At 57.3% G+C, this 22,055-nt stretch carries 24 protein-coding genes; 18 read left to right on the top strand and 6 right to left on the bottom strand.

The genetic code is table 11. The annotated features are described in order from the left end of the window. Positions 1–6: 6 nt before the first annotated feature. Positions 7–1,017 carry an Ldh family oxidoreductase gene (locus ABLN87_RS10805; protein ID WP_353010031.1) on the top strand — a complete coding sequence of 337 codons (1,011 nt, stop codon included), beginning with the start codon at positions 7–9 and terminating at the stop codon, positions 1,015–1,017. 42 nt (positions 1,018–1,059) lie between these two features. Here the strand turns inward: ABLN87_RS10805 and ABLN87_RS10800 are convergent, their stop codons facing one another. Continuing rightward, the gene (locus tag ABLN87_RS10800) at positions 1,060–1,671 is read right to left on the bottom strand and encodes a TetR/AcrR family transcriptional regulator (RefSeq protein ID WP_353010028.1); all 612 of its coding nucleotides are present in this window, start codon (positions 1,669–1,671) and stop codon (positions 1,060–1,062) included. A gap of 188 nt (positions 1,672–1,859) precedes the next feature. On the opposite strand from ABLN87_RS10800, the gene ABLN87_RS10795 reads away from it, so the two are divergent. From ABLN87_RS10795 to ABLN87_RS10780, 4 genes are all read left to right on the top strand, one after another. Next, positions 1,860–2,804, top strand: a complete 945-nt coding sequence (locus ABLN87_RS10795) for a homocysteine S-methyltransferase family protein (RefSeq protein ID WP_353010026.1) — start codon at positions 1,860–1,862, stop codon at positions 2,802–2,804. Positions 2,805–2,839: 35 nt separating this feature from the next. Beyond that, positions 2,840–3,505, top strand: coding sequence for a hypothetical protein (locus tag ABLN87_RS10790; RefSeq protein WP_353010023.1), 666 nt, complete (start codon positions 2,840–2,842; stop codon positions 3,503–3,505). A 70-nt stretch (positions 3,506–3,575) separates the two neighbouring features. Then, complete coding sequence (locus ABLN87_RS10785; protein WP_353010020.1) at positions 3,576–4,169, top strand: GNAT family N-acetyltransferase; 594 nt, start codon at positions 3,576–3,578, stop codon at positions 4,167–4,169. A gap of 210 nt (positions 4,170–4,379) precedes the next feature. Continuing rightward, positions 4,380–5,198 (top strand): sulfotransferase domain-containing protein, encoded by an 819-nt coding sequence (locus ABLN87_RS10780; protein WP_353010017.1) that lies wholly within the window; start codon positions 4,380–4,382, stop codon positions 5,196–5,198. On the opposite strand, the gene ABLN87_RS10775 is transcribed toward ABLN87_RS10780, so the two are convergent. Beyond that, positions 5,189–6,082 carry a LysR family transcriptional regulator gene (locus ABLN87_RS10775; RefSeq protein ID WP_353010014.1) on the bottom strand — a complete coding sequence of 298 codons (894 nt, stop codon included), beginning with the start codon at positions 6,080–6,082 and terminating at the stop codon, positions 5,189–5,191. The genes ABLN87_RS10780 and ABLN87_RS10775 overlap by 10 nt on opposite strands. A gap of 129 nt (positions 6,083–6,211) precedes the next feature. Between ABLN87_RS10775 and ABLN87_RS10770 the strand changes: the two genes are divergently transcribed. The 5 genes from ABLN87_RS10770 to ABLN87_RS10750 all read left to right on the top strand — a co-directional run bounded on the left by ABLN87_RS10770 (position 6,212) and on the right by ABLN87_RS10750 (position 11,387). Beyond that, a complete protein-coding gene (locus tag ABLN87_RS10770; protein WP_353010011.1) occupies positions 6,212–7,282 on the top strand; it encodes an ABC transporter ATP-binding protein in 1,071 nt (356 codons plus the stop codon). Then, entirely contained in the window at positions 7,282–8,202 is a 921-nt protein-coding gene (locus ABLN87_RS10765) for a carbohydrate ABC transporter permease (protein WP_353010009.1), read from the top strand. Before ABLN87_RS10770 ends, ABLN87_RS10765 begins: the two co-directional genes overlap by 1 nt. Beyond that, positions 8,195–9,130 (top strand): carbohydrate ABC transporter permease, encoded by a 936-nt coding sequence (locus ABLN87_RS10760; RefSeq protein WP_353010006.1) that lies wholly within the window; start codon positions 8,195–8,197, stop codon positions 9,128–9,130. Before ABLN87_RS10765 ends, ABLN87_RS10760 begins: the two co-directional genes overlap by 8 nt. A 102-nt stretch (positions 9,131–9,232) precedes the next feature. Beyond that, positions 9,233–10,492 carry an extracellular solute-binding protein gene (locus tag ABLN87_RS10755; protein WP_353010004.1) on the top strand — a complete coding sequence of 420 codons (1,260 nt, stop codon included), beginning with the start codon at positions 9,233–9,235 and terminating at the stop codon, positions 10,490–10,492. A gap of 70 nt (positions 10,493–10,562) precedes the next feature. Then, complete coding sequence (locus ABLN87_RS10750; protein ID WP_353010001.1) at positions 10,563–11,387, top strand: metallophosphoesterase; 825 nt, start codon at positions 10,563–10,565, stop codon at positions 11,385–11,387. A 42-nt stretch (positions 11,388–11,429) separates the two neighbouring features. On the opposite strand, the gene nagA is transcribed toward ABLN87_RS10750, so the two are convergent. The 4 genes from nagA to ABLN87_RS10730 are packed head-to-tail and all read right to left on the bottom strand — an operon-like array spanning position 11,430 to position 15,227. Next, positions 11,430–12,560, bottom strand: a complete 1,131-nt coding sequence (gene nagA, locus ABLN87_RS10745; RefSeq protein ID WP_353009999.1) for an N-acetylglucosamine-6-phosphate deacetylase — start codon at positions 12,558–12,560, stop codon at positions 11,430–11,432. Then, positions 12,557–13,585, bottom strand: a complete 1,029-nt coding sequence (locus ABLN87_RS10740; RefSeq protein WP_353009996.1) for an SIS domain-containing protein — start codon at positions 13,583–13,585, stop codon at positions 12,557–12,559. Before ABLN87_RS10740 ends, nagA begins: the two co-directional genes overlap by 4 nt. Before the next feature lie 12 nt (positions 13,586–13,597). Next, positions 13,598–14,353, bottom strand: coding sequence for a GntR family transcriptional regulator (locus tag ABLN87_RS10735; RefSeq protein ID WP_353009993.1), 756 nt, complete (start codon positions 14,351–14,353; stop codon positions 13,598–13,600). Then, complete coding sequence (locus ABLN87_RS10730; protein ID WP_353009990.1) at positions 14,340–15,227, bottom strand: BadF/BadG/BcrA/BcrD ATPase family protein; 888 nt, start codon at positions 15,225–15,227, stop codon at positions 14,340–14,342. The genes ABLN87_RS10735 and ABLN87_RS10730 overlap by 14 nt, the downstream gene beginning before the upstream one ends. Before the next feature lie 160 nt (positions 15,228–15,387). Here ABLN87_RS10730 and ABLN87_RS10725 point away from each other — a divergent pair, with 160 nt between their 5' ends. From ABLN87_RS10725 to ABLN87_RS10690, 8 genes are all read left to right on the top strand, one after another. Beyond that, positions 15,388–16,311: an N-acetylmuramic acid 6-phosphate etherase gene (locus ABLN87_RS10725; protein ID WP_353009987.1), complete on the top strand. Its 924-nt coding sequence runs from the start codon at positions 15,388–15,390 to the stop codon at positions 16,309–16,311. Beyond that, the gene (locus tag ABLN87_RS10720) at positions 16,308–17,561 is read left to right on the top strand and encodes an ABC transporter substrate-binding protein (protein ID WP_353009984.1); all 1,254 of its coding nucleotides are present in this window, start codon (positions 16,308–16,310) and stop codon (positions 17,559–17,561) included. The genes ABLN87_RS10725 and ABLN87_RS10720 overlap by 4 nt, the downstream gene beginning before the upstream one ends. 68 nt (positions 17,562–17,629) lie before the next feature. Next, positions 17,630–18,544, top strand: coding sequence for a carbohydrate ABC transporter permease (locus tag ABLN87_RS10715; protein ID WP_170421115.1), 915 nt, complete (start codon positions 17,630–17,632; stop codon positions 18,542–18,544). 10 nt (positions 18,545–18,554) lie between these two features. Further along, positions 18,555–19,394, top strand: a complete 840-nt coding sequence (locus tag ABLN87_RS10710) for a carbohydrate ABC transporter permease (protein WP_353009981.1) — start codon at positions 18,555–18,557, stop codon at positions 19,392–19,394. Then, complete coding sequence (locus ABLN87_RS10705; RefSeq protein WP_353009978.1) at positions 19,391–20,425, top strand: Gfo/Idh/MocA family protein; 1,035 nt, start codon at positions 19,391–19,393, stop codon at positions 20,423–20,425. The genes ABLN87_RS10710 and ABLN87_RS10705 overlap by 4 nt, the downstream gene beginning before the upstream one ends. Beyond that, a complete protein-coding gene (locus ABLN87_RS10700; protein ID WP_353009975.1) occupies positions 20,422–21,417 on the top strand; it encodes an ABC transporter ATP-binding protein in 996 nt (331 codons plus the stop codon). The genes ABLN87_RS10705 and ABLN87_RS10700 overlap by 4 nt, the downstream gene beginning before the upstream one ends. Before the next feature lie 78 nt (positions 21,418–21,495). Further along, positions 21,496–21,651, top strand: coding sequence for a hypothetical protein (locus ABLN87_RS10695; RefSeq protein WP_353009972.1), 156 nt, complete (start codon positions 21,496–21,498; stop codon positions 21,649–21,651). Then, complete coding sequence (locus ABLN87_RS10690) at positions 21,652–21,984, top strand: GNAT family N-acetyltransferase (protein WP_353010265.1); 333 nt, start codon at positions 21,652–21,654, stop codon at positions 21,982–21,984. Positions 21,985–22,055: the final 71 nt, after the last annotated feature.

The following is a 22,055-nucleotide window of genomic DNA, read 5'->3' as shown; positions in this document are numbered from 1 at the left end:
ACACACGTGACCGAAACTCGCACCCTGACCCTCGCAGAAATCGAAGACCTTTCGTTCCGCGCCCTTGTGGCAGCCGGGACCTCCGAGGCAAATGCCCGTCCACTGGCGCAAGCCACGGCAGCGACCGAAGCAGATGGTGTTGCCAGTCACGGGCTGGCCTATATCCCGATCTATTGCGAGCATGTGCAATGCGGGAAGGTCGATGGGATGGCGAAGCCCGTAGTGTCACGCCCAAAGCCCAGTGTTGTGGCCGTGGACGCCGCTACCGGCTTTGCGCATTCCGCGATCGACACGGGGTTCGAGGCGCTGATCCCTGCTGCCCGCGAACAGGGCGTCGCGGTATTGGCGATCCGAAACAGTTATAACTGCGGTGTTCTGGGCTATCATACGCATCGGCTGGCTCAGGCCGGTCTGGTTGGCTTGGGCTTTACCAACGCCCCGGCATCAATCGCGCCATCAGGTGGCTCTAAACCTGTGGTCGGGACCAACCCGTTCTCAATCGCGGCACCGGGCCCAGATGGCCAGCCCGCATTATTGATCGACCAAAGCGCCAGTACCATCGCCAAAAGTGAGGTGATGAAACACGCCCGCGAAGGCAAGCCGATCCCGGTCGGCTGGGCGCTGGACGCTGACGGTAATCCGACCACCGATCCAGAAGTGGGCCTCAAGGGGTCCATGGCGCCTTCGGGCGGCTACAAAGGCGTTGGCGTCGCGCTAATGGTCGAGCTTTTGGCCGCCGCGATGACAGGGGCCACGCTGGGCATCAATGCCTCGCCGTTTTCAGGAACCGCAGGCGGCCCGCCAAAAACCGGTCAGTTCTTTATTGCAATTGATCCTGCCGCAACCGGAGGTGGCGCGTTCGATGCCGGGATCTCAAACCTGATTGAGGCGATACGGTCGCAAGAAGGAGCGCATCTGCCAGGGGACGGTCGCGGTTCAAAACGTATCGTCGCTCAGACCGAGGGTGTTGCGGTGAACGCGGCAACACTGGCGAAGGTCGAAGCAATTTTGGGATGAGCAAATGATACAGAGCGGAGGTTGGACGCTTCTGCCTCTGCGCTATTTAGGAGCAAACAGCAGCTTCAGATAAGTTCTGAACAGCATGATTTGTTCCGAGGCATTGTTGTGTTCTCGCAAGGCCCGTTGCAGCACAAGCCCACCTTCAACCACGCCAGAGACCATATCGCCAAGCGCATCCATGTTGACGGCTTCGCGCGGCTCGTAAATTTCGGCAATCTCTTCGAACATTCCGCGGAATCGCTTTCGCCAGCCAAGGATGGCCTGACGGTTTAGCTCGCGCACGCCCTCGTCGAACAGTCGATCCTGATAGGCGGTTGATGCAATAACACATCCGGGATGTCCAGTTGGCATTTCTTCCAGCATCTCCGCCAAGAGTTTCAGACCAATCAGCATGCAATGCAGCGGGTCGTCGTTTAACTCGCGCGCGCGAGCGAACAGATCATCATAAAGCTTGTTTTCGACTTCGATATAGCGCTCCAGCATGGCCCGCGCCAAAGCGTTCTTATCCTTGAAGTGATAGAAAAACCCACCGCGCGAGATCTCTGCACCGGCAACGATTTCTTCGATCGAGGTCGCCTCGAACCCCTTTTCCAGCACCGAAGCCTCAGCAATGTCTAGGATTCGGCTGCGTGTATCCAGTTTTTGATCCATTGCGCCCCTCGTTACTGTACTACGAGTCCAGTTCACTCGACCTTCAAGCTTGGCCTGGCGGTCACATTTTGGGTTACTGCCTGAAATGACAGTAAAAAATTAGCCACAGCAACCGAACCACGCGGCAACTATCGGCCCGGTCGGGTTCAAGAGTACCACTTTCGCATCAACGGACAAGGATTGCTTCGATGCGACTGAACGCTTTCAAAGACACGCAACGCTTCTTCCTTTCAGACGGAGGGTTGGAGACTTTTTTGATTTTCGACAAAGGCTATGATCTGCCCTGCTTTTCTGCTGCCGTATTGTTGGATACAGAACAGGGGCGTGCGGATCTGGCCGCATATTTCACCCGTTTCATCGATATTGCGAAATCAACCGGGCGCGGTTTCATTCTGGATGCGCCGACCTGGCGTGCAGGAACCGCTTGGGCCGGACCGCTGGGTCAGACGCTGAAAGAGGTGATGGATACAAATACCCGCGCGGTTTCCTTCGTATCCAACTTGCGCGCGCGGCACGAGACCGAGAGTTGCCCCATTCTGATCAACGGCTTGGTTGGGCCCGCAGGCGACGCCTATGCGCCAGATACCGAGATTTCGGCGCAAGAGGCGCTGCTGATCCATGCGCCTCAGATTCAGGCCTTGGGCAAGGCCGGGGTCGACATGATCAGCGCGATGACTTTGACCCACGCGGCTGAGGCCATCGGGATCGTGCAGGCTGCAAAGGAAATCGATCTACCTGTCGTCATCGCGTTTACGCTGGAAACAGATGGCCGGTTGCCTTCCGGCCAAAGACTGCAAGACGCGATTGCCGAAGTGGATGCGGCAACTAACGAGGGCCCGCTTTACTACATGATCAATTGCGCGCATCCGGACCATTTTCGCGACGTGCTCGATGCGGGTGCCGACTGGGCCCTTCGGATCGGCGGTGTTCGCGCCAATGCCTCTCGTCAAAGTCACGCCGAGCTCGACGCGGCAGAGGTTCTCGACGATGGCGATCCGGTCGAACTGGGCCAGCTGAGCGCTGATCTCTTGGCGCACCTTCCGAACATCCGGGTCTTGGGCGGCTGCTGTGGCACCGACCACCGGCATGTTGGTTGCATTGCGGGGCATGATCCATCGCGTCCTGCGGCCTGAGCTTTCTCAAATCTACCTCCCTGAAAGGAAAACCAATGTTTAAGACATTTCTAACCTCGACCGCGCTGATGTTGTCGCTGGCCACCTATGCCAAGGCTGAAGCGCCCATGGCCTTTGACGTGGCCGAGGATCACACACGTATCCATATGGCAACCGCGCCTTTGCACGAAAACGGCATGCCTGCACATGGCAATGCCTTTGTCAGCCAGGGTTATATCTATCCTGCGGGCACGCTTGCCGAAGGCGCTGTTGGTGTTCTCGAAGATGGCAGCCCTGCCTTTCCCGACCTGGTTCTGGGCACTTGGACATGTGACGGGTATTTCGTTGGCGAAGGTGGCAATGCCACCACCGGAGTTTGGATCATCAGTCGCCAAACATTTGCCTTCGATGATGGCGCAACGGTCGTGACCCAAGGCACCGAAATCGCAGATATAGGGCAGCCAAACCTGCGGCCTGTGACTGGCGCAACAGGTGAATTCGCCGACATCAATGGTGGGTTGATCCAGACAACGCTTGGTTTCAACGACTTTTGGGGGCTGAGTGCGACCTATGTGTTTGAAGACCGCACGCCTGATCCCGCATCAGGGCCGGATCACGCCAGCTATGGCACTGACCAGATTGATAAAACGGATCATCTGGAATGGGACTCGGGCGTGCCCGTTGGCCCGATCTTTGACGACGGCCTGAGCCCATCGACCTAACCTTTCCAAAAAGAGCGATCGGGCCGAATGCTGGTCCGATCTGATCTATTGTTTCACAAAGAGCACGAAGATGAATATTCAAAATCAAACCCTTATCCGCCAAGCGGATGTTTCTGATGCGGAGCACCTCACCAAGCTGATCAACCTTGCGGGCGAAGGTATCCCTAATTGGCTGTGGACCCGTTCCTGCATCGAAGGGCAAACACCGCTAGAGGTTGGTATCGAGCGTGCCAAACGCAAAACCGGCGGCTTTTCCTATACAAATGCGCTGGTTGCGGAGCGTGCGGGACAGACCCTAGGTATGGTTCTTAGCTACGCGATTGCCGAGGTGCCAACCGACAACCCAAACGACCTACCTGCCCCGATTGCGCCGTTTGTGGCGCTTGAAAAGCTATCGGTCGATACCTGGTTCATCAACGCGCTGGCCGTTTTCCCTGAAGGACGGGACCAGAGCATCGGGACGCAGCTGATGGCCGCAGCCGAAGACCAAGCAAAGATGCATGGGTTCAGTAAGATGAGCATTCAGGTTTACGCCCAGAACACGGGCGCGGTTCGCTTGTATGACAGGCTGGGATATACGCTGGTGGCGCGCGAACCCGTGCGTCTGCACCCCTGCCCGCCCTACTATACTGGGGATGTTCTGCTGTTGATGAAAAACATCTAGGTCATTTCTCGTGTTTGGTTGCTTTGGCGGGCCCAAGCCGCGAACGTGTTGCTGGGACCTTTTGGCGCTTCTACAATTGTTACACTTCATTTGATCGCACTGGTATGGGACGCAGATCTGTTCTTAGAGCCAGGTCACTAGGCAGAGGTAGCACGCTTGACGCATCGAAAGCTTTATCTTGGTCCCCTGACAGACAACAGGCGCTGGGATATGGTCAATATTCGACCTGATGATGTGTTTGTTGTGACACCCCCGAAATGCGGCACGACCTGGATGCAGACCATCGTGGCCTTGTTGCTTTCGGGCGATCCCGAGGTCGAAACAGAGCTGTCGATCAAGATGCCCTGGGTCGATATTCGCCTGCGCGAAATGCCCGAGATTGCCGCACGGCTTGAGGCAATGACCTGCCGCCGCAGTATGAAAAGCCATACTCCGCTGGATGGCCTGCCGCTGGATGATCACGCGCATTATATCTGCGTATTCCGGCATCCGCTGGACGCGCATTTTTCATTCCGGAATCACATTCGGAACATTCCCATACCGTGGTTCGATCACTGGTATCCTGAACATGATGACGACGGTATCACATTCCGCCGGTTTCTGGATGGTGGTGCCGAAGGGTTCGATGCGGACGCCATGCCGCTTGCGCATATCCTGCAACACTACAAAGCGGCAAAGGCCATGTCTGATCGGCCAAATGTCTCTTTGTTTCACTATTCTGATATGAAACGAGATTTGGCAGGCGTGTTCGCGCAGCTTTCGGAACTTCTGAATACGCCTCATTCAAACCCGGTGATGCAACAGCTCATCGCGGCCGCGACATTCGACCATATGAAAGAGAATGCCGAACGGTATGCCCCCAGTGGGGGCAAAGGCTTCTTCAAGTCAGATACAGAGTTCTTTCACAGCGGTTCCAACGGAAAGTGGTATGATCAACTGTCGGATCAGGAACTTGCCGCTTACGACGCCATCATGGACGAACACCTGAACCGGGAAGACCGATTTTGGCTTGAAAATGGTCAAAGCTGATCTTCGGCGACCTGACAGAAACTCCGTACCAGTTTCAAATCCATTCTGTGACGTGGCACAACCAGGTTGGTTTCGTAGTGCTTCTTCAACTCCTGGATTGGTATCTGAGTCAGCCCGGCCTCGGACCCTGCGCTGTTTTCCAGAAAGACACCGACGCCCAATCCGGCCATGATCGCCTCTTTCATCACCGGAAATGTGGTGGTTTTGACAATCCGGCGCGGCGCCAGTCGCAGTTTGTCCAACGCGGTGGTTACGACCCTTTGAGTCAGTGATCCGCTTTCTGGTAACAAAAGCGTTTCGTCCACGATCTGGGTGAGGCTCATCACTTGGCGCCGCGACCAGTCATGCGTTTCCCTTACATACAGCACAAAGCGAGATGTGCAGAGCGGCTGAAGATACCACTCAGTGCTGATTGTAGGCTCGGTGATGACGCCAAAATCCACCTTGCGTTTCTGTAGCAATTCAATGGCGCTGCTCCAATCGCATAGCGCAAAGTCGATATCGACATTGGGGTATGTGTCGGCGAAGCGGGCGATCAGATCCAATGCGGGTTGCGGGGCGTTTGCGATTATCTTCAGATGGCCGCGTTCCAGTTCGGAAAAGCCCTGAACCTTTTCTTCGATGATCGTGTGCAGTGTCGCAAACCTGTCGGCGAGATCAAAGAACTCTTGCCCTGTTGCGGTTAACTCGACCCCATCGCGAGCCCGCACCAGCAGACGTGCACCCACATGTGCCTCAAGCTTGGCAATATGCTGTGAAACAGCGGATTGCGACACACCCAACGCGCGCGCCGCGTTGGTCAGGCTGCCTTCTCGCACGACATATGCGAAGGCTTTGAACTGATACGGATTTATGTTCATGTCGCCGCGCAGTTTAGCCTGCATAAGCAACACTTATATGTCGTCACAGAATCGAGACATGAACTTCTTAAGCTGCGCGCGGTCAGTTGGGGTAACCGCGCTATGGGTCAAATAAGCCTTCAAGGTATTCAGAAAACATTCGGGCAAACACCTGTGCTTAAGAGTGTCGATCTCGAAATCGAAGAGGGTGAGTTCCTGACCCTTGTAGGCCCCTCGGGCTGCGGTAAATCCACCTTGCTCCGCATCCTTGCAGGGCTCGAAGCCCCATCAGCAGGCCAGGTGATGATTGACGGGCAGGACGTAACCCGGATGCGCCCGGCCAGCCGCAATCTGGCGATGGTGTTCCAGTCTTATGCGCTCTACCCGCATCTGACGGTTGCGGAAAACATGATGACCCCGCTCAAACTGCGGGACATCGGGACAGCCGGGCGATTGCCTGTGCTGGGTCCCTTGATTGCCCGCTCGGCTTACCGCGGGCTTCGGACCAAGGTCAATGAAACGGCTGAGACTTTGCAGATCCAAAACCTGTTGGATCGCAAACCGGGCCAGTTGTCGGGTGGTCAACGTCAGCGCGCGGCTTTGGGCCGGGCCATGGTGCGCAATCCGGTTGCCTTCTTGATGGATGAACCGCTGTCCAATCTCGACGCAGCCTTGCGGGTTCACATGCGGGCGGAACTGTCTGATCTGCACCGCCGTCTGGAAACAACCTTTGTCTATGTCACCCATGATCAGGCCGAGGCGCTGACCATGTCGGATCGGATGGCTGTCATGATGGATGGTCATATTCTGCAGCTTGGCAAACCGGATGATATCTACCGCAATCCACAGTCTTTGGCCGTTGCCCGCTTTGTCGGATCACCCGCAATCAACACCATGCCCGCCGAGATTGACTGTGCCGGTGCATTACGGGCACTGGATGTCAGTTTGTTGGGCACCAACGCCCAGGCAGGTCCCGTCACATTGGGCATCCGGCCTGAACACCTGAGCATTGATCCCGCTGGCGCGTTCTCTGGGGTCGTGACCCATCGGGAAAACTTAGGCTCCGATCTGTTCATCCATCTTGGTGTCAACGGGCTAGAGCAAAAGATCGTGGTGCGGGCCACCCCGGACGCGCGGGCAGAGATTGGGCAAACCCTCCGGTTTTCTGCGATCCGGGACAAAATCATGATGTTTGACAGCAGCGGTGCGCGGCTGCCCGAGCAGACAATGCTCGAGGTCGCCTGATGCCTGGTTCGCGCGCTTATCTTTGGTTCATAGCGCCCGCACTGATCTTGATGATCGTGATCCTGATTGTACCAATCGGCATCGCGGGTGTGCTGAGCGTTACCAATTATTCGTTGGGCAATGCGAGCATGGATTATGTCGGATGGGAGAATTTCGAGAAAATCCTCACCCGGCGTAGCTATGAAAAGATGTTCGGGGCTACGTTCCGATACGTCTTTGTTGTTGTACCACTGACGGTCCTGCTGGGATTGGGTGCAGCTCTCCTGATCCATTCGCTCACCCGCTTTGGCAACCTCTATAAGACGATCTATTTTCTACCGGTCATGGCTGCGCTGATCGCTATGGCGATCGTGTGGGAATTTGCCCTGCACCCGACCATTGGCATTGTGAATGCAACGCTGGAAAAAGGATGCGGCACGTGGCTTGAGGCTTGGGGCTGGTACGCGCAAGGTTGCGCCAAGACCTTCCCGCTTTGGCTGACTGATCGGGACTATGCGATCTGGACGGTTGCGTTCATCGGCGTTTGGCAGGGTTTCGGCTTTAACATGGTCTTGTATCTGGCCGGGCTCAGCTCGATCCCGCCCTCGCTTTATGATGCAGCCGAAATGGATGGCGCACCCACCGGGTGGGGGCGTTTCCGACTGGTGACCTGGCCGATGCTGGGCCCCACAACCGTATTTGTCGTCACAATCTCATTCATCCGATCCTTTCAGGTTTTTGACACGGTCGAGGCATTCTATCCGCAAGGCGGTGGGCCGTCGAAATCGGTCTATGTGATGATGTTTGCGATCTACGAAAAGGCGATCCAGCAAAACCTGATGGGGATCGGCGCTGCCATCACCGTGGTGTTCCTGGCCTTTGTCATGTTTTTGACGCTGGTGCAGCGCTGGCTGGTGGACCGGAGGACCCATTATGTCTGATACAACTTCCACCCCCGCCACCGCATTACCCGAGATCGGGTTTCGGTTTTCCACCGCCGAAACGATCAGACATGTCATCCTGATCCTGGGTGCAATCGTTGTCTTGCTGCCCTTCTACGTGATGGTCAGCTACTCGTTCAAAGCGCCGCATGAGATCATGCAAAACCTTGGTGGTTTCTTCGGTAGCCAGCAACCTTTCCGGGATGATTTCTGCGTCAAGCTCGGCAATGCTGCGGCGGATTGCATGGTCAATCCCACCGTCTACAACTACACAACCGCTTTCGCCAAAGCGCCCTTGCTGCGCTATCTGGCCAATGGGATCTTTGTGACCCTGTCGATCTTTCTGATCCAGGTCATCGTCGCCCTGCCCTGCGCTTATGCTTTGGCCAAGCTACGGTTCTGGGGGCGCGAGGCGGTGTTTGCGCTGGTGCTGTTTTGTCTTCTGATCCCTGTGCACGCAATCGCCCTGCCGCTTTACATCATGCTGGCCAAAGCGGGACTGACGAACACCTATGCGGCGCTGATTGTGCCCTGGACCATCTCGGTCTTCGGGATTTTCCTGATGCGTCAGTTCTTTATGACCGTTCCGGACGATCTGATCGATGCCGCGCGGATGGATGGAATGAGCGAGTACTCCATCGTCTGGAACGTCATGCTGCCTACGGCCATCCCGGCCCTGTTGGCCTTTGGCATCTTTTCAGTAGTCGCGCATTGGAATGATTATTTCTGGCCCCGCATCGTGATCACCGGCAATCGCGAGCTGTTCACGCCACCGCTGGGCCTGCGAGAATTTAAAGGGGACGCGGATGGCGACAATTTCGGCCCGATGATGGCCACGGCCTGTATCATCGTAACCCCGCTGATCGTCGTTTTCCTGCTGGCACAGCGCCGCTTTATCGAAGGGATAACACTATCCGGAATGAAGTAGGGCGGGAAATTCCCGCCCCACCACGACATCCCAAATCGGGATACCCACCAGGGGCTGCCAATCGCCAAACCGTCAGACCCCTCAGTTCAACTGGAGAGAGTAATGAAAACCCTCACAACTGCAATGGCTTTGGTACTTGCTGCAGGGGCAGCCACCGCCGAAGACAAGATCGTCGTCGAGTTCGCCTATCCCTATAGCCATCTCTTTGACGTAACTTACGAAAAAATCCTGCCGAAATTCTATGCTGAGAACCCGAATATCGAAATCAAGATGCGGGCTACCTACGAAAGCTATGAAGACGGCACTAACACGATCCTGCGCGAAGCCGTTGCCGGCACGCTGCCAGACGTGACCATGCAGGGCTTGAACCGTCAGGCGATCCTGGTGGAAAAAGGCATCGCAAAATCGCTAGAGCCTTTCATTGCGCAAGAGGCCGATTTTGCGAAAGACGGCTACCACAAGGCGATGCTGGACCTTGGCACTTTCAACGAAGATGTCTACGGCCTGCCCTTCTCGATCTCGCTGCCGGTTGGCTACTACAACATGGAGACCATGGCCAAGGCTGGCTATGATGAAACCAACCTGCCCACGACCTGGGCCGAAGTAATCGAAGCCTGCAGCCGCCTGAAAGAAGCCGGTGTCGAAAACCCCATGTTCTGGGGCTGGAACATCACCGGCAACTGGTTCCTGCAAGCCCTGATGTGGAGCCAGGACAAACCAACCGTCATGGGCACCGACTTCACTCTGGACGAGCCCGAAGGCCTGCAAGCATTGAACACGATGAAAGACCTGTTTCAGGGCTGCGAAATGCAGAACCTGGAATGGAAAGGCGCGTTGGCCTCGTTCTCGGCCGGTGAGATTGGCATGATGTACTGGTCCACATCCGCCGTTGGCGCAGTTGAGCGCGCGATGGGTGATTTCACCTTGGTGACGCACGAATATCCGGGCTTTACAGCAGAAGGACCGATGGGTCTGCCTGCGGGCGGAAACTCGGCGCTGCTGGTGTCAACGTCTGAGGACCCGGCAGAACTGGAAGCCGCCTGGAAATGGCTGAAGTTCATCACGTCGGGTGAAGGCGCTGCCGACGTGGCCCGGACCACGGGCTATATGCCTCCGAACCAGGCCGCCAATGAGATCATTCTGGCCGATTTCTACGCCGAGAACCCGGCCAAGGCGACAGCTGTACGTCAGCTGCCCCTGCTGCGTGAATGGCAGGCCTATCCGGGCGACAATGGTTTGGCCGCGACGCAGGTCATCTATGACGGGATCGAAGGCATCGTGACCGGCGAATATGATGACATGGAAGAGTTGCAGCAAGACCTGACCGAAGAAGTGCAGGATCTGCTGCCCTCCGGGTCCTAAAACTCAAGGCCCGCGCCATAGGCTGGCGCGGGCCACTTCTTCTTACAATACTACTTTAAAGGCGCCGACTATGAAGCTGCTTCAATTCACCGATATCCACCTGACAACGCCGGGCGATACCATCAGCGGCCGCGATCCATTGGCCAATCTGAATAAAGCGCTGGATCACGCGATGCAAAGCCACAGTGACGCCGAGGCGCTGTTTATCACGGGTGATCTATCCGATTGGGGCGAAGCCCCTGATTATGCCTTGCTCAAGGAACGGATAGGAAGCATCCCACTTCCGGTCGAGCTGTTGATCGGCAACCACGATGACCGCTCGACCTTTCTGCGTTGTTTCCCGGAACTGGAAGGTGAAGGCGGATTTGTGCATCGCACTGTCCCGCTGAGCCTGGGTCACGCGGTGCTTCTGGACACCTGGGGCCCGAACACGCATGCAGGTCATTTCTGCGCGAAACGAGCGGATTGGCTCTCTTGTCAGTTGGCAACCTTGCCAGGTCCGGTCTGGATTTTCATGCATCACAACCCGGTTCCAATCGAAGTTGCGCCGATGGATGAGATCATGTTGCTGGATGCAGATTTGTTTGCTGAAACGATCGCGCCGCATAAGGCTAAAATCCGGCACATATTCCACGGGCATTGCCATTTGCCGCTGACGGGGTCTCTGCTGGGTGTGCCCTTCTCTGCCCCTAGAGGCACCAATCACGCCGGATGGGCTGATTTCTCGGCGACGCGTTTTCTGTCGTCTTCGGACTTGCCGGAAAGCTACGCGGTGATCTTTGCAACCGAGACCACAACGATGACCCACATGGTTGAGTTCGGATACGCGGGTGAGATCAAGGGCGAAGGCACCCCCGATTATGCCGATTGGAATAAGCTCACGATGGTGCGGTAACAGGCTGATAATTGGTCGGTGATCGACCCCTGAAAGGGTCGATCAGGCCAGAACCGGCTGGGCCGCCGACAAATCCGGCGCGATCAGGATCATGTGTGATAGGTCCATCGACATCCCGTCGCCCTGTTTTGAAATGAACTGATGCGGAATGCTGGTGGCTGCGGCCAAAGCCCGTGGCAATGGGATATTGACCTGTTCGGTCAGAACCTTCACCGCTTGCGTCAGACACAGATCGGCCCCGGCCAGAGTTCCATCCTGCAAGGTCAGCCTGCCTTCTCTGCGCTGGATCGGGCGGCCTTCCAATTGGAATTCTGTCAAATCTGTACCTGCGACAGCCATCGCATCGCTGACAAGAAAAATGCAGCCCCGCCCCTGCTTGGCAGCCCAGGCGGCGCGCATGGTTTCGGGATGAACATGCACACCATCCGCAATTAGCCCCGCTGACATCGTCCCGCTGGCCAGGGCGGCACCGACCAAGCCCGGCTCTCGGTTGCCAAGTTGGCTCATGGCGTTGAACAGATGCGTAACACAGCGCGCGCCTGCTTCGGCGTAAGCCAAACAGGTGTCGAAGGATGCATCGCTATGGCCGAGCGAGACAATCACGCCAGCCTGTGTCAGTGCCTTGACCTGTTCGGGCGTTGTCGTTTCGGGGGCAACTGTAACCATCAAAGTGGGCAAATGCCCTGCCGCATAAACAATGGTCTCAAGATCAGTCTGCTCCATCGGGCGGATCAGGGTTGCGTCATGCGCCCCTTTGCGCCGTTCCGACAGGTGCGGGCCTTCCAAATGCAGGCCAGCAATACCCGGCACACCCGCCTGAACGGCCTTGATCGCCGCGTCAATCGCAGCTTGGGTTTTCTGGGGTGTATCCGTGATCAGGGTGGGCAGGATGCGGGTCGCGCCCAATCCACGATGCGCCTTTGCGATCCGGCTGAGTGTGTCAACGGATGGGTCGTCGTTGAACATAACACCGTCCCCACCATTGACCTGCAAATCCACATAACCGGGGCTGAGGATGCGCCCAGCCAAATCCTCGACCTGGTCGCCGGTGGCCTGCGCCTCGGGAATCAATGCGTCCAACACACTGTTTCGGAACCGCGCAGCGTAACCGACATGCAGGTCGCTTCCGTCGAAGATCGGACCGCCTGCAAAGGTGATCGAAGCGTCGGTCATACCGTTTCAGTCACTTTCTTCAGGTGGCGCGGCATATCGGGGTCAACTCCGCGTCTGGTGGCCACGCTTTCAACCATTCCATAGAAAGACGCGATTGTGGGGATCGGATCGGTCATCCAATGCGAGGTTCTGACATGCGGCAGCACTGTTGCCTGCTTTACGCGGCTGGTGGTGGCGAAAACGTCCGCCCCTTTAGCGGCAAGCTTATCTGCAACCTCGGCCAGGTTGGATTCAGCCGCGTCGCCTGAGGACAAGGCCAGCACCGGAAAGCCCTGATCGACGATGGAAACCGGGCCGTGCAAAACCTCGGCCGCCGAATAGCTTTCGGCGTGAATCTGGCAGGTCTCTTTGAATTTCAAAGCGGCTTCGTTTGAGATTGCCAGCGACAGGCCGCGCCCCAGTGTAAACAGCGAACTGCCATCCACCGCATCAGCTACCGCGCTCCAATCACATGCAATCGCCGCAGACAGGCTGTCCGGCAGGCCGTGAATAGCGCGCAACAATAGCTCGTCGCGTTTCACCTGCGCGATAAGCCACAGGCCTGCGACCAAAGAAGTGACGAATGTCTTGGTTGCCGCCACACTCAGCTCGGGGCCCGCATGGATCGGCAGCGTCGCGGTCGAGACTTCGGCCAGGGCCGAGGCCGTGTTATTGGTAATCGCTACCGAATAGGCACCGCCGGATGTCACAGATTCTGTGAGTTGCACGATATCGGGGCTTTGCCCCGATTGTGAGACCGAAATGCAAACCGCATCCTCGCAACGCATATCGACGCCATAGATCGATTTGACCGATGGCCCGACCGAGGCCATGGGCAAGCCCAACAGCAGCTCGGATGCGTATTTCAGATAGCTACAGGCGTGATCCGAAGACCCCCGCGCGACTGAGATCAGGAACCGTGGATCACGGGCCCGGATTTCGTCAGCCGATTGTGCAATCCGGCTTGCGCCTTCAGTCAGTAGGCGGTCAACAGAGTCGGGTATCTCGTTGATTTCCAGACGCATTTGAGTGGTTTTGTCAGACATGGTCCCAGGCTTTCAATTAGACAGGCGCAATTCGGCTACAAAGTCGTAGGCGTCACCGCGATAGATTGAACGGGTCAATTCAGCGACCCGCCCGCTTTCCAGATAAGAGGTGCGTTGAATCCGAAGCCCGGCGGTGCCTTCGGCAACATCCAGCAGCTCGGCCTCTGGCGCTTCGAGGTTGATGGCCGAGATTTTCTGGATCGCGCGCACCGGTCGAAACCCGGTTTGTTCGAGAACAGCGTAGAGCGATCCGGTCACCTCGGTCGGATTTGGAAGGATGTCCAACGGCAGTGCCGCGCGTTCGAGCGCCATTGGCCGCCCCCCTGCTGCACGCAGGCGATGGATGCGGGCAACCTGTTCGTTGGTCGACAGACCCAGTGCCATCATCTCTTCGGGTGAGGGCAGGAAAATCCCGCGTTCCAACCAGGTTGAGGTGGTCTTGAGGCCCCGTCTCTCCATATCTTCGGTAAACGAAGTCAGATGAGACAGCGACTGTTCGACCCGTGCAACGGGTTCGCGCACGAATGAGCCCGAACCCTGCCGCTGTTCAACCGCTCCCTTACGTACCAGTTCCTGAATGGCCTTGCGCACGGTTACGCGCGACAGGTCGGTCAGTTCCGCAATCTCTCGTTCGGGTGGAAGTGAACTGTTAGGCGGCAGGACACCGTCCTGAATCCCTTGTTCCAACCGTTGGCGTAGCTGCACATAGCGCGGGCCTGCGCTTTGGCCCAGCCATCCGTCGGGTCGCAGGAAATCAGCTACATTCATGTTCGATCTCCTCCTGAAAGGCACGCGCCAAGGCCAATGCACCAGACAATGGATCGCCCAAAGGCTGGGTCAGCGCGGCTTGCATGTCTTGCGGCAGATAGGGAGCATAGTGCGGCCCGATGCCTCCGGTCAGGCAAACTGGTAGGCCTGGGCACCAGCCCATCGTTCTCATCATGCCTGCCAGATAATCGGCGCCGTCCTGCAAAAGCGTGACTGCAAGCGCATCCTTATGGCTGGCCAGTTCCGTCACCTGAGGGGCGATTGCGCCGAATTCGGTTGGCGTCATCTGAGCCGCTGCTCTGACCAATCCAGGTGCGCCGCCGTGGTGAGATAGTAAATCCTGCGCCAACTGCGAAGATGCGATTACCCCATCGACATGATCCAAAGCCTTGGACAGCGCACGTTTGCCGATCCATTGCGCCGAGGCCTGATCACCCAGCACCGGCCCCCACCCTCCGGCCAACCGGACTGTGCCAGCCTGTTGAGTCGCGATGAAAGACCCCGTTCCGCAATGCGCAACAAACCCGTCTGCCGGACCTAGCGCCCCACGCAAGGCGGCCCCGCGGTCATCTTCGATACGCACGTGGCGGCAAGGCAAAGCCGACGCCAATTTTTGCGCGATTGCGTCCCCCGTGATCCCTGCCAAACCCAGATAGGTTGGCGCGTGCATGATGTCATCAACGGAGCGGCCAGACTGAGATATCAGGGCCTCTAGTCCCCGCTGCAATTCGCGACAGGCGGCGTCAAAGTCAGTGGACACATTTGCCGCGCCAACCTCGACCTTATGGCGCGTCTCTCCGTCAGAAAGCACAAGTCGGCAGCGTGTACCGCCCCCGTCTACAGCCAGAATCAGTGGTTTCGAAGATCGAGTCATATAGAGACCTATATAATACCTATGATCAGAATCAAAGTCCCAATTATGACCAAATGCCTGATATATGCTCAATTTGGCATCAAAACCAGAGTATGAAAATAAATGGTAGACTAATGGTATTTAAAAGGTATGATCATGGGAACTCTTGGGGGAGAATCACGTGAACACGCCAGTAACGGAACAACTGCATCAGGACGCACACGGGCTGGATACCCGTCCGCTGATCGAGGTGGCAAACCTGCTGGCAACTTCGCAGGCATCGGCGGCGAAGGCTCCGCTGGAGGCCTTGGCCCCATTGTGCGGCGGCGCACAGGCGATGGCTAATTCCATCCGGTCAGGCGGGAAGCTTCGCTATCTGGCAGCGGGGTCTTCCGGCCTGATGGCCGCATCAGATGCATTGGAATTGGGGGGCACATTCTCAATCCCGACTAAACAGATTGCCATTCACATGGCAGGCGGCCTGCCAACTACAGCTGAAATGCCGGGCGACGTGGAAGACGCGGCGGATACGCTGGAGTATGAACTGGCTGACCTGCACACGGATGACACTCTGATTGCGGTTTCGGCCAGCGGAACGACGCCTTATACGATAGCTGCTGCCAAGATGGCGCAGGCGAAAGGCGTTCCTGTCATCGGGATTGCCAACAATTCGGGATCACTATTGCTGCAACTGGCGGATCATGCCGTGTTGTTGCCGACGCCGCCCGAATTGATCTCCGGCTCAACCCGAATGGGAGCGGGAACCGCGCAGAAAATCGCGCTGAACATGTTGTCGACACTGATGGCTGTGGAGCTTGGACACATTCAGGACGGTATGATGATCAATCTGCGTGCAGACAATGACAAGTTGCGCGCACGAGCCAACGGGATCGTCTGCCAGTTGACAGGCGTGACGGCCGAACGCGCCGATGCGGCGCTCGGATCCACCGATGGCGCGCTGAAAAGCGCCGCACTCGTTGCTGCCGGCGCCTTATCCGTCGAAGCGGCCGAGGCGCTGCTGACAGAGACAGCGGGCCATTTGCGCCCTGCCATGAACCGGCTGAAGCAAAACAACGAAACTACAAACCTGGGAGAGACCAAATGAAACGTAATGTCCTAAGCCTTGCCTTGATGAGCACCGCGCTTGTCGCAAGTGGCGCCTATGCGCAGGATGCAACGATCACGATCGAAAGCTGGCGCAACGACGACCTTGCCCTGTGGCAGGAAAAGATCATCCCCGCGTTTGAAGCCGCCAATCCCGGCATCAAAGTCGTGTTTTCCCCGTCGGCCCCCGCGGAATACAACGCTGTTCTGAACTCGAAGCTTGAAGCAGGCTCTGCCGGTGATCTGATCACCTGCCGCCCGTTCGATGCGTCGCTGGCCCTTTATGAAGCAGGCCATCTGAGCGATCTGTCTGATCTGGATGCGATGAGCAATTTCTCGGACGTCGCCAAATCTGCATGGCAGACCGATGATGCATCGGCCAGCTTCTGCGTTCCAATGGCTTCTGTGATCCACGGCTTCATCTACAACAAAGACGCGTTTAATGAGTTGGGCATTGAAGCCCCTACCACCGAGGCCGAGTTCTTTGCCGCATTGGACAAGATCAAGGAAGACGGCACCTATATCCCAATGGCCATGGGCACCAACGACCAGTGGGAAGCCGCCACCATGGGCTACAACAACATCGGCCCGAACTACTGGAAAGGTGAAGAAGGCCGTCTTGCTCTGATCAAGGGTGATCAGAAACTGACTGATGCCCAGTGGGTTGCCCCCTATGCGACGCTGGCCAAGTGGGCCGACTATCTGGGAGACGGGTACGAAGCACAAACCTATCCCGACAGCCAGAACCTGTTCACGCTGGGTCGTGCAGCGGTCTATCCTGCGGGCAGCTGGGAAATCTCGGGCTTCAACACGCAGGCCGATTTCGAAATGGGCGCCTTCAAGCCGCCGGTCCAGAACGCGGGCGACACTTGCTATATCTCGGATCACACCGATATCGGAATCGGCATGAATGCCGCCAGCGAAAACCCGGAAGCGGCCCGCACATTCCTGGCCTGGGTCGCAAGCCCTGAGTTTGCAAGTATCTTCGGAAACGCCCTGCCCGGCTTCTTCCCGCTCTCCAACACTCCGGTCGAGTTGGAAGATCCGCTGGCCAAGGAAATTGTCGGTTGGCGTGAGGAATGCGAAAGCACCATCCGCTCGACCTATCAGATCCTGTCGCGCGGCACGCCGAACCTGGAAAACGAGACCTGGGGTGCATCCGTGGCCGCCATCAAAGGCGCTGAAACACCCGAAGCACTTGGTCAGAAACTGCAGGACGGCTTGGCCAGCTGGTACGCGCCGCACCAGTAAACTCTAGGCCACTCACTCTAACCGGACGCGGCCCGCGTCGCGTCCGGACCTTTTCCCCGGAGAGTCCCATGCAAACCCGCCGCATACGCTGGCACATTGCTGTTTTCCTCGCCCCTGCGGTGCTGGTTTACACGGCGGTGATGATCTTCCCCTTGTTCAACACGCTGCGCCTCGCACTGTTCACCGAGGTGGATCAGACACGTATCTACGTGGGCCTGCAGAATTTCCGCACGTTGTTCTTCGATCCGATCTGGTCCGAGCAGTTCTGGAACGCTTTGGGCAACAACTTCTGGTTCTTCCTGATCCACATGCTGGTTCAGAACCCCATCGGTATCGCTCTGGCGGCACTACTTTCACATCCCCGCCTGCGGTTTGCGGCGCTTTACCGGTCTGCGATTTTCATCCCGACGATCCTCAGCTTTGTGATCGTGGGCTTTGCCTGGAAACTGATCCTGTCGCCACTGTGGGGTATCGCGCCTTCGATGCTGGACGCTATTGGCCTTAAGTCGTTGTTTGCGCCATGGTTGGGCAAGGAGGAATACGCCCTGACCACGTTAGCGCTGGTCTCAGTCTGGCAATTCGTCGGCATCCCGATGATGCTGATCTATGCCGCCCTGCTTTCGATCCCCGAAGAAATCCTCGAGGCCGGAGAAATCGACGGCATCACCGGAGCCTCGGCCTTCTGGAAGATCAAACTACCGTTAATCATCCCCTCGATCGGGATCATCTCGATCCTGACATTTGTGGGCAATTTCAACGCGTTTGACCTGATCTATGTGTCGCAAGGCGCGCTGGCGGGGCCGGATTTCTCGACCGATATCCTTGGTACCTTCATGTACCGCACCTTCTTTGGCTTCCAGCTGCAACTGGGCGACCCGCATATGGGATCGGCCATCGCTGGGGCCATGTTTGCAATCATTCTGGTGGGTGTCTGTATCTATCTCTTCGGCATCCAGACCCGGATGCGCCGGTATCAACTGTGAGGGTGAACGCATGAACAAAGCACGCCATAACCCGCTGAACACGGTCGCCATGCACGGGGCGCTGATCCTCTACACGTTGATCGCCCTCTTCCCGGTCTTTGTGATCATCATCAACAGCTTCAAAACCCGACGCTCGATTTTCCGCGAGCCACTCGCCCTGCCCGATGCCGAAAGCTTCTCGCTGATCGGCTACCAGACGGTGATGAAACAAGGGGATTTCTTCCTTTATTTCCAGAATTCTCTGATCGTGACCGTGGTTTCGCTGGCCTTTGTCTTGCTGTTCGGCGCCATGGCCGCCTTTGCGTTGAGCGAGTACAAGTTCAAGGGCAACACCCTGATGGGCCTATACCTTGCGCTTGGGATCATGATCCCGATCCGCATTGGCACCGTGGCTATCTTGGAGATGATGGTTGCCACCGGTCTGGTGAACACGCTTTGGGCGCTGATCCTGGTCTACACCGCACAAGGCCTGCCGCTGGCCGTGTTCATCTTATCCGAGTTCATGCGGCAGGTCTCGGACGACCTGAAAAACGCGGGCCGCGTGGACGGGCTGTCGGAATACACCATCTTCTTCCGGCTGGTCTTGCCGCTGGTTCGCCCCGCCATGGCGACCGTGGCTGTTTTCAACATGATCCCCATATGGAACGACCTGTGGTTCCCGTTGATCCTCGCCCCGGCTGAGGAAACCAAGACCCTGACCCTGGGCAGCCAGGTTTTCATCGGTCAATTCGTGACCGACTGGAACGCTGTTCTGTCGGCGCTGTCCATGGCGATCCTGCCGGTGCTGGTGCTCTATGTCATCTTCTCGCGCCAGCTGATCCGGGGCATCACGTCCGGAGCTGTCAAATGACCCGGGTTCTGGTCGCCGGTCTCGGCAATATGGGCCTCAGCCACGCGCTGGCCCATCACAATCACCCGGACGCACAGATCGTGGGTCTGGTGAACCGGTCCGGTCGCGTGGATCATCCTGAGCTGTCAGACTACCCAGCTTTTTCGGATTTTCAGGTGGCCCTGGCCGAGACAAACCCCGATCTGGTCGTGGTCGCCACCTACTCAGACAGCCACGCCGATTTCGCCTGTGCCGCGATGGAGGCCGGGGCGCATGTTTTTGTGGAAAAGCCACTGGCGACCACAGTAGCCGACGCCAAACGTGTTCTCGCAAAAGCCATCGAGACAAACCGCAAACTGGTGATCGGATACATATTGCGCCACCACCCGTCGTGGATGCGCTTGATCTCGGAAGCGCGCGACCTTGGCGGGCCATATGTGTTCCGACTGAACCTGAACCAACAGTCGTCAGGTGCCGAGTGGGAGACGCACAAGGCCCTGATGCAGACCACCTCACCCATCGTCGATTGTGGCGTGCACTATGTCGATGTGATGTGCCAGATCACTGGCTCCGATCCCGTCCGCGTGCATGGCATGGGCTTGCGCCTGAGCGATGAGATCGCCGAGGACATGTACAATTACGGCCAGTTTCAGGTGATCTTCGAGGACGGCTCAGTCGGCTGGTACGAGGCCGGTTGGGGTCCGATGATGTCAGAAACCGCGTTCTTCGTGAAAGACATCGTCTCGCCCAATGGATCGGTTTCGATCACCGATGGCAATAAGGGCGCTTCAGCAGATATCGACGGCCACACCAAAGTTGGCGGCCTTCTTATCCACCGCCCCGAGAGCGACCAGACAATCGACATGCCCGATGAACCCGGCCATCAGGAACTCTGCGACGCCGAGCAAGCCTATATGCTGCGCGCCATTGCTGAAGACATCGACCTGACCCGCCACATGAACGACGCCGTGCAGTCGCTGGCTATCTGCCTGGCAGCAGATGAAAGCATCCGCACCGGCCAACCTATTTCGCTGAAAGAGGCACGCCCATGACCGCCCTGACGCTTACAAACGTGAACAAGTCCTTCGGCACTGTTGAGGTCTTGAAAGATATTAACATTGAAGTGGAAGACGGCGAATTTGTCGTTTTCGTCGGCCCATCGGGCTGTGGTAAATCCACGCTGCTGCGCGTGATCGCAGGGCTGGAGGATGTAACCTCAGGCGAGGTCCGCATCGGCGGAGAGCTGATGAACCTAACCCCACCTTCGAAACGCGGCATCGCGATGGTGTTCCAAAGCTACGCGCTCTACCCCCACCTGAACGTGCGCAAAAACATGTCGCTGGCTCTGAAACAGGAAGGTCAAAGCAAGCAGGTCATCGAAGAGCGTGTCTCCAAAGCCAGCAAGATGCTCAACCTTGAACCCTATATCGACCGCTACCCGTCCGAGCTGTCTGGCGGTCAACGCCAACGGGTGGCCATCGGTCGTGCCATCGTGCGCGAGCCCAAGCTGTTCCTGTTCGACGAACCTTTGTCCAATCTGGACGCCGCCCTGCGCATGAACACGCGGCTGGAAATCGCCAACCTGCACCAACAGCTTGATGCTTCGATGATCTATGTCACCCATGACCAGACCGAGGCGATGACGCTGGCCGACAAAATCGTCGTCCTGCGCGACGGACGCGTCGAACAGATTGGCAGCCCGATGGAGCTGTATAACAACCCGGCGAACCAGTTTGTGGCTGGTTTCCTCGGCGCGCCGTCGATGAACTTCTTCCCAGCCAGCCTGATCGGCGAGGGCGCGGATGTGACAACGGGTATCCGGCCTGAGGATCTTTTCTTGTCAGATGACGGCCCGGTTACCGCAGATGTCACCCATGTCGAGCATTTGGGCGGCGACACCAATGTCATCGCGATGATGCAAGACCACCAGATCACCGCGCGCCTGTTCGGCCAGCACCAGGTTGGTGCGGGCCAGACGATCCGCTTCGGATATGAACCCGGTCGGGTTTATCGCTTTGACGCGGAAGGCGCGCGATTGGGCTAAGAGCAGCCCGGTCCGCTGTTGGCGATCAGAGATCTGCAACGGACTGCACCCGATAACAGTTTCTGCTAGACTCGTGCTATGAGCAAGCCGCATAGCTACAGTTTCCGTAAAGTGACCATGGATGATCTGCCCCTGCTCAAGCAGTGGCGGTCAAATCCGCATGTTCAGGAATGGTGGGACAGTGATGAGCCCAATAGCGCGGCGGAACTGACCGATGTCAGGGTAGATAAGTGAATCGTATCCATCGATGCAAAGCCTTTTGCTTATATACAAGACTACACGGTGCACGGTTGGCCGGACCATCACTTCATTGATCTTCCCCACGGATCGAGAGGGATTGACCAATTCATCGGCCCATCCGACATGGTGGGACTTGGGCACGGAACGCGGTTCATTGGCGCAAGGATGCAAGCTCTGTTTCAGGCTGGTGCACCTGTGATTGGCACCGATCCGCACCCGGAGAATGCAAGGGCAATAGCTGTCTACAAGAAGCTTGGGTTTAAGGCGCTCGGGCCCGCCCGAGAAACCCGGTGGGGTTTGATCCTGCCTATGGTGGCGGCGCGATAGACGTTTGTTTTAGTTTCGATCGGCGGCGGCGGGTCGCATACGCGAGACGGCTTTGGCAGCCGCCTCACGCA

It is taken from the genome of Ruegeria sp. SCP10, assembly GCF_040329495.1.
Lineage (GTDB): Bacteria > Pseudomonadota > Alphaproteobacteria > Rhodobacterales > Rhodobacteraceae > Ruegeria.
The sequence above is the reverse complement of the archived record's forward strand: the minus strand, read 5'-3'. Positions and strand labels throughout refer to the sequence as shown.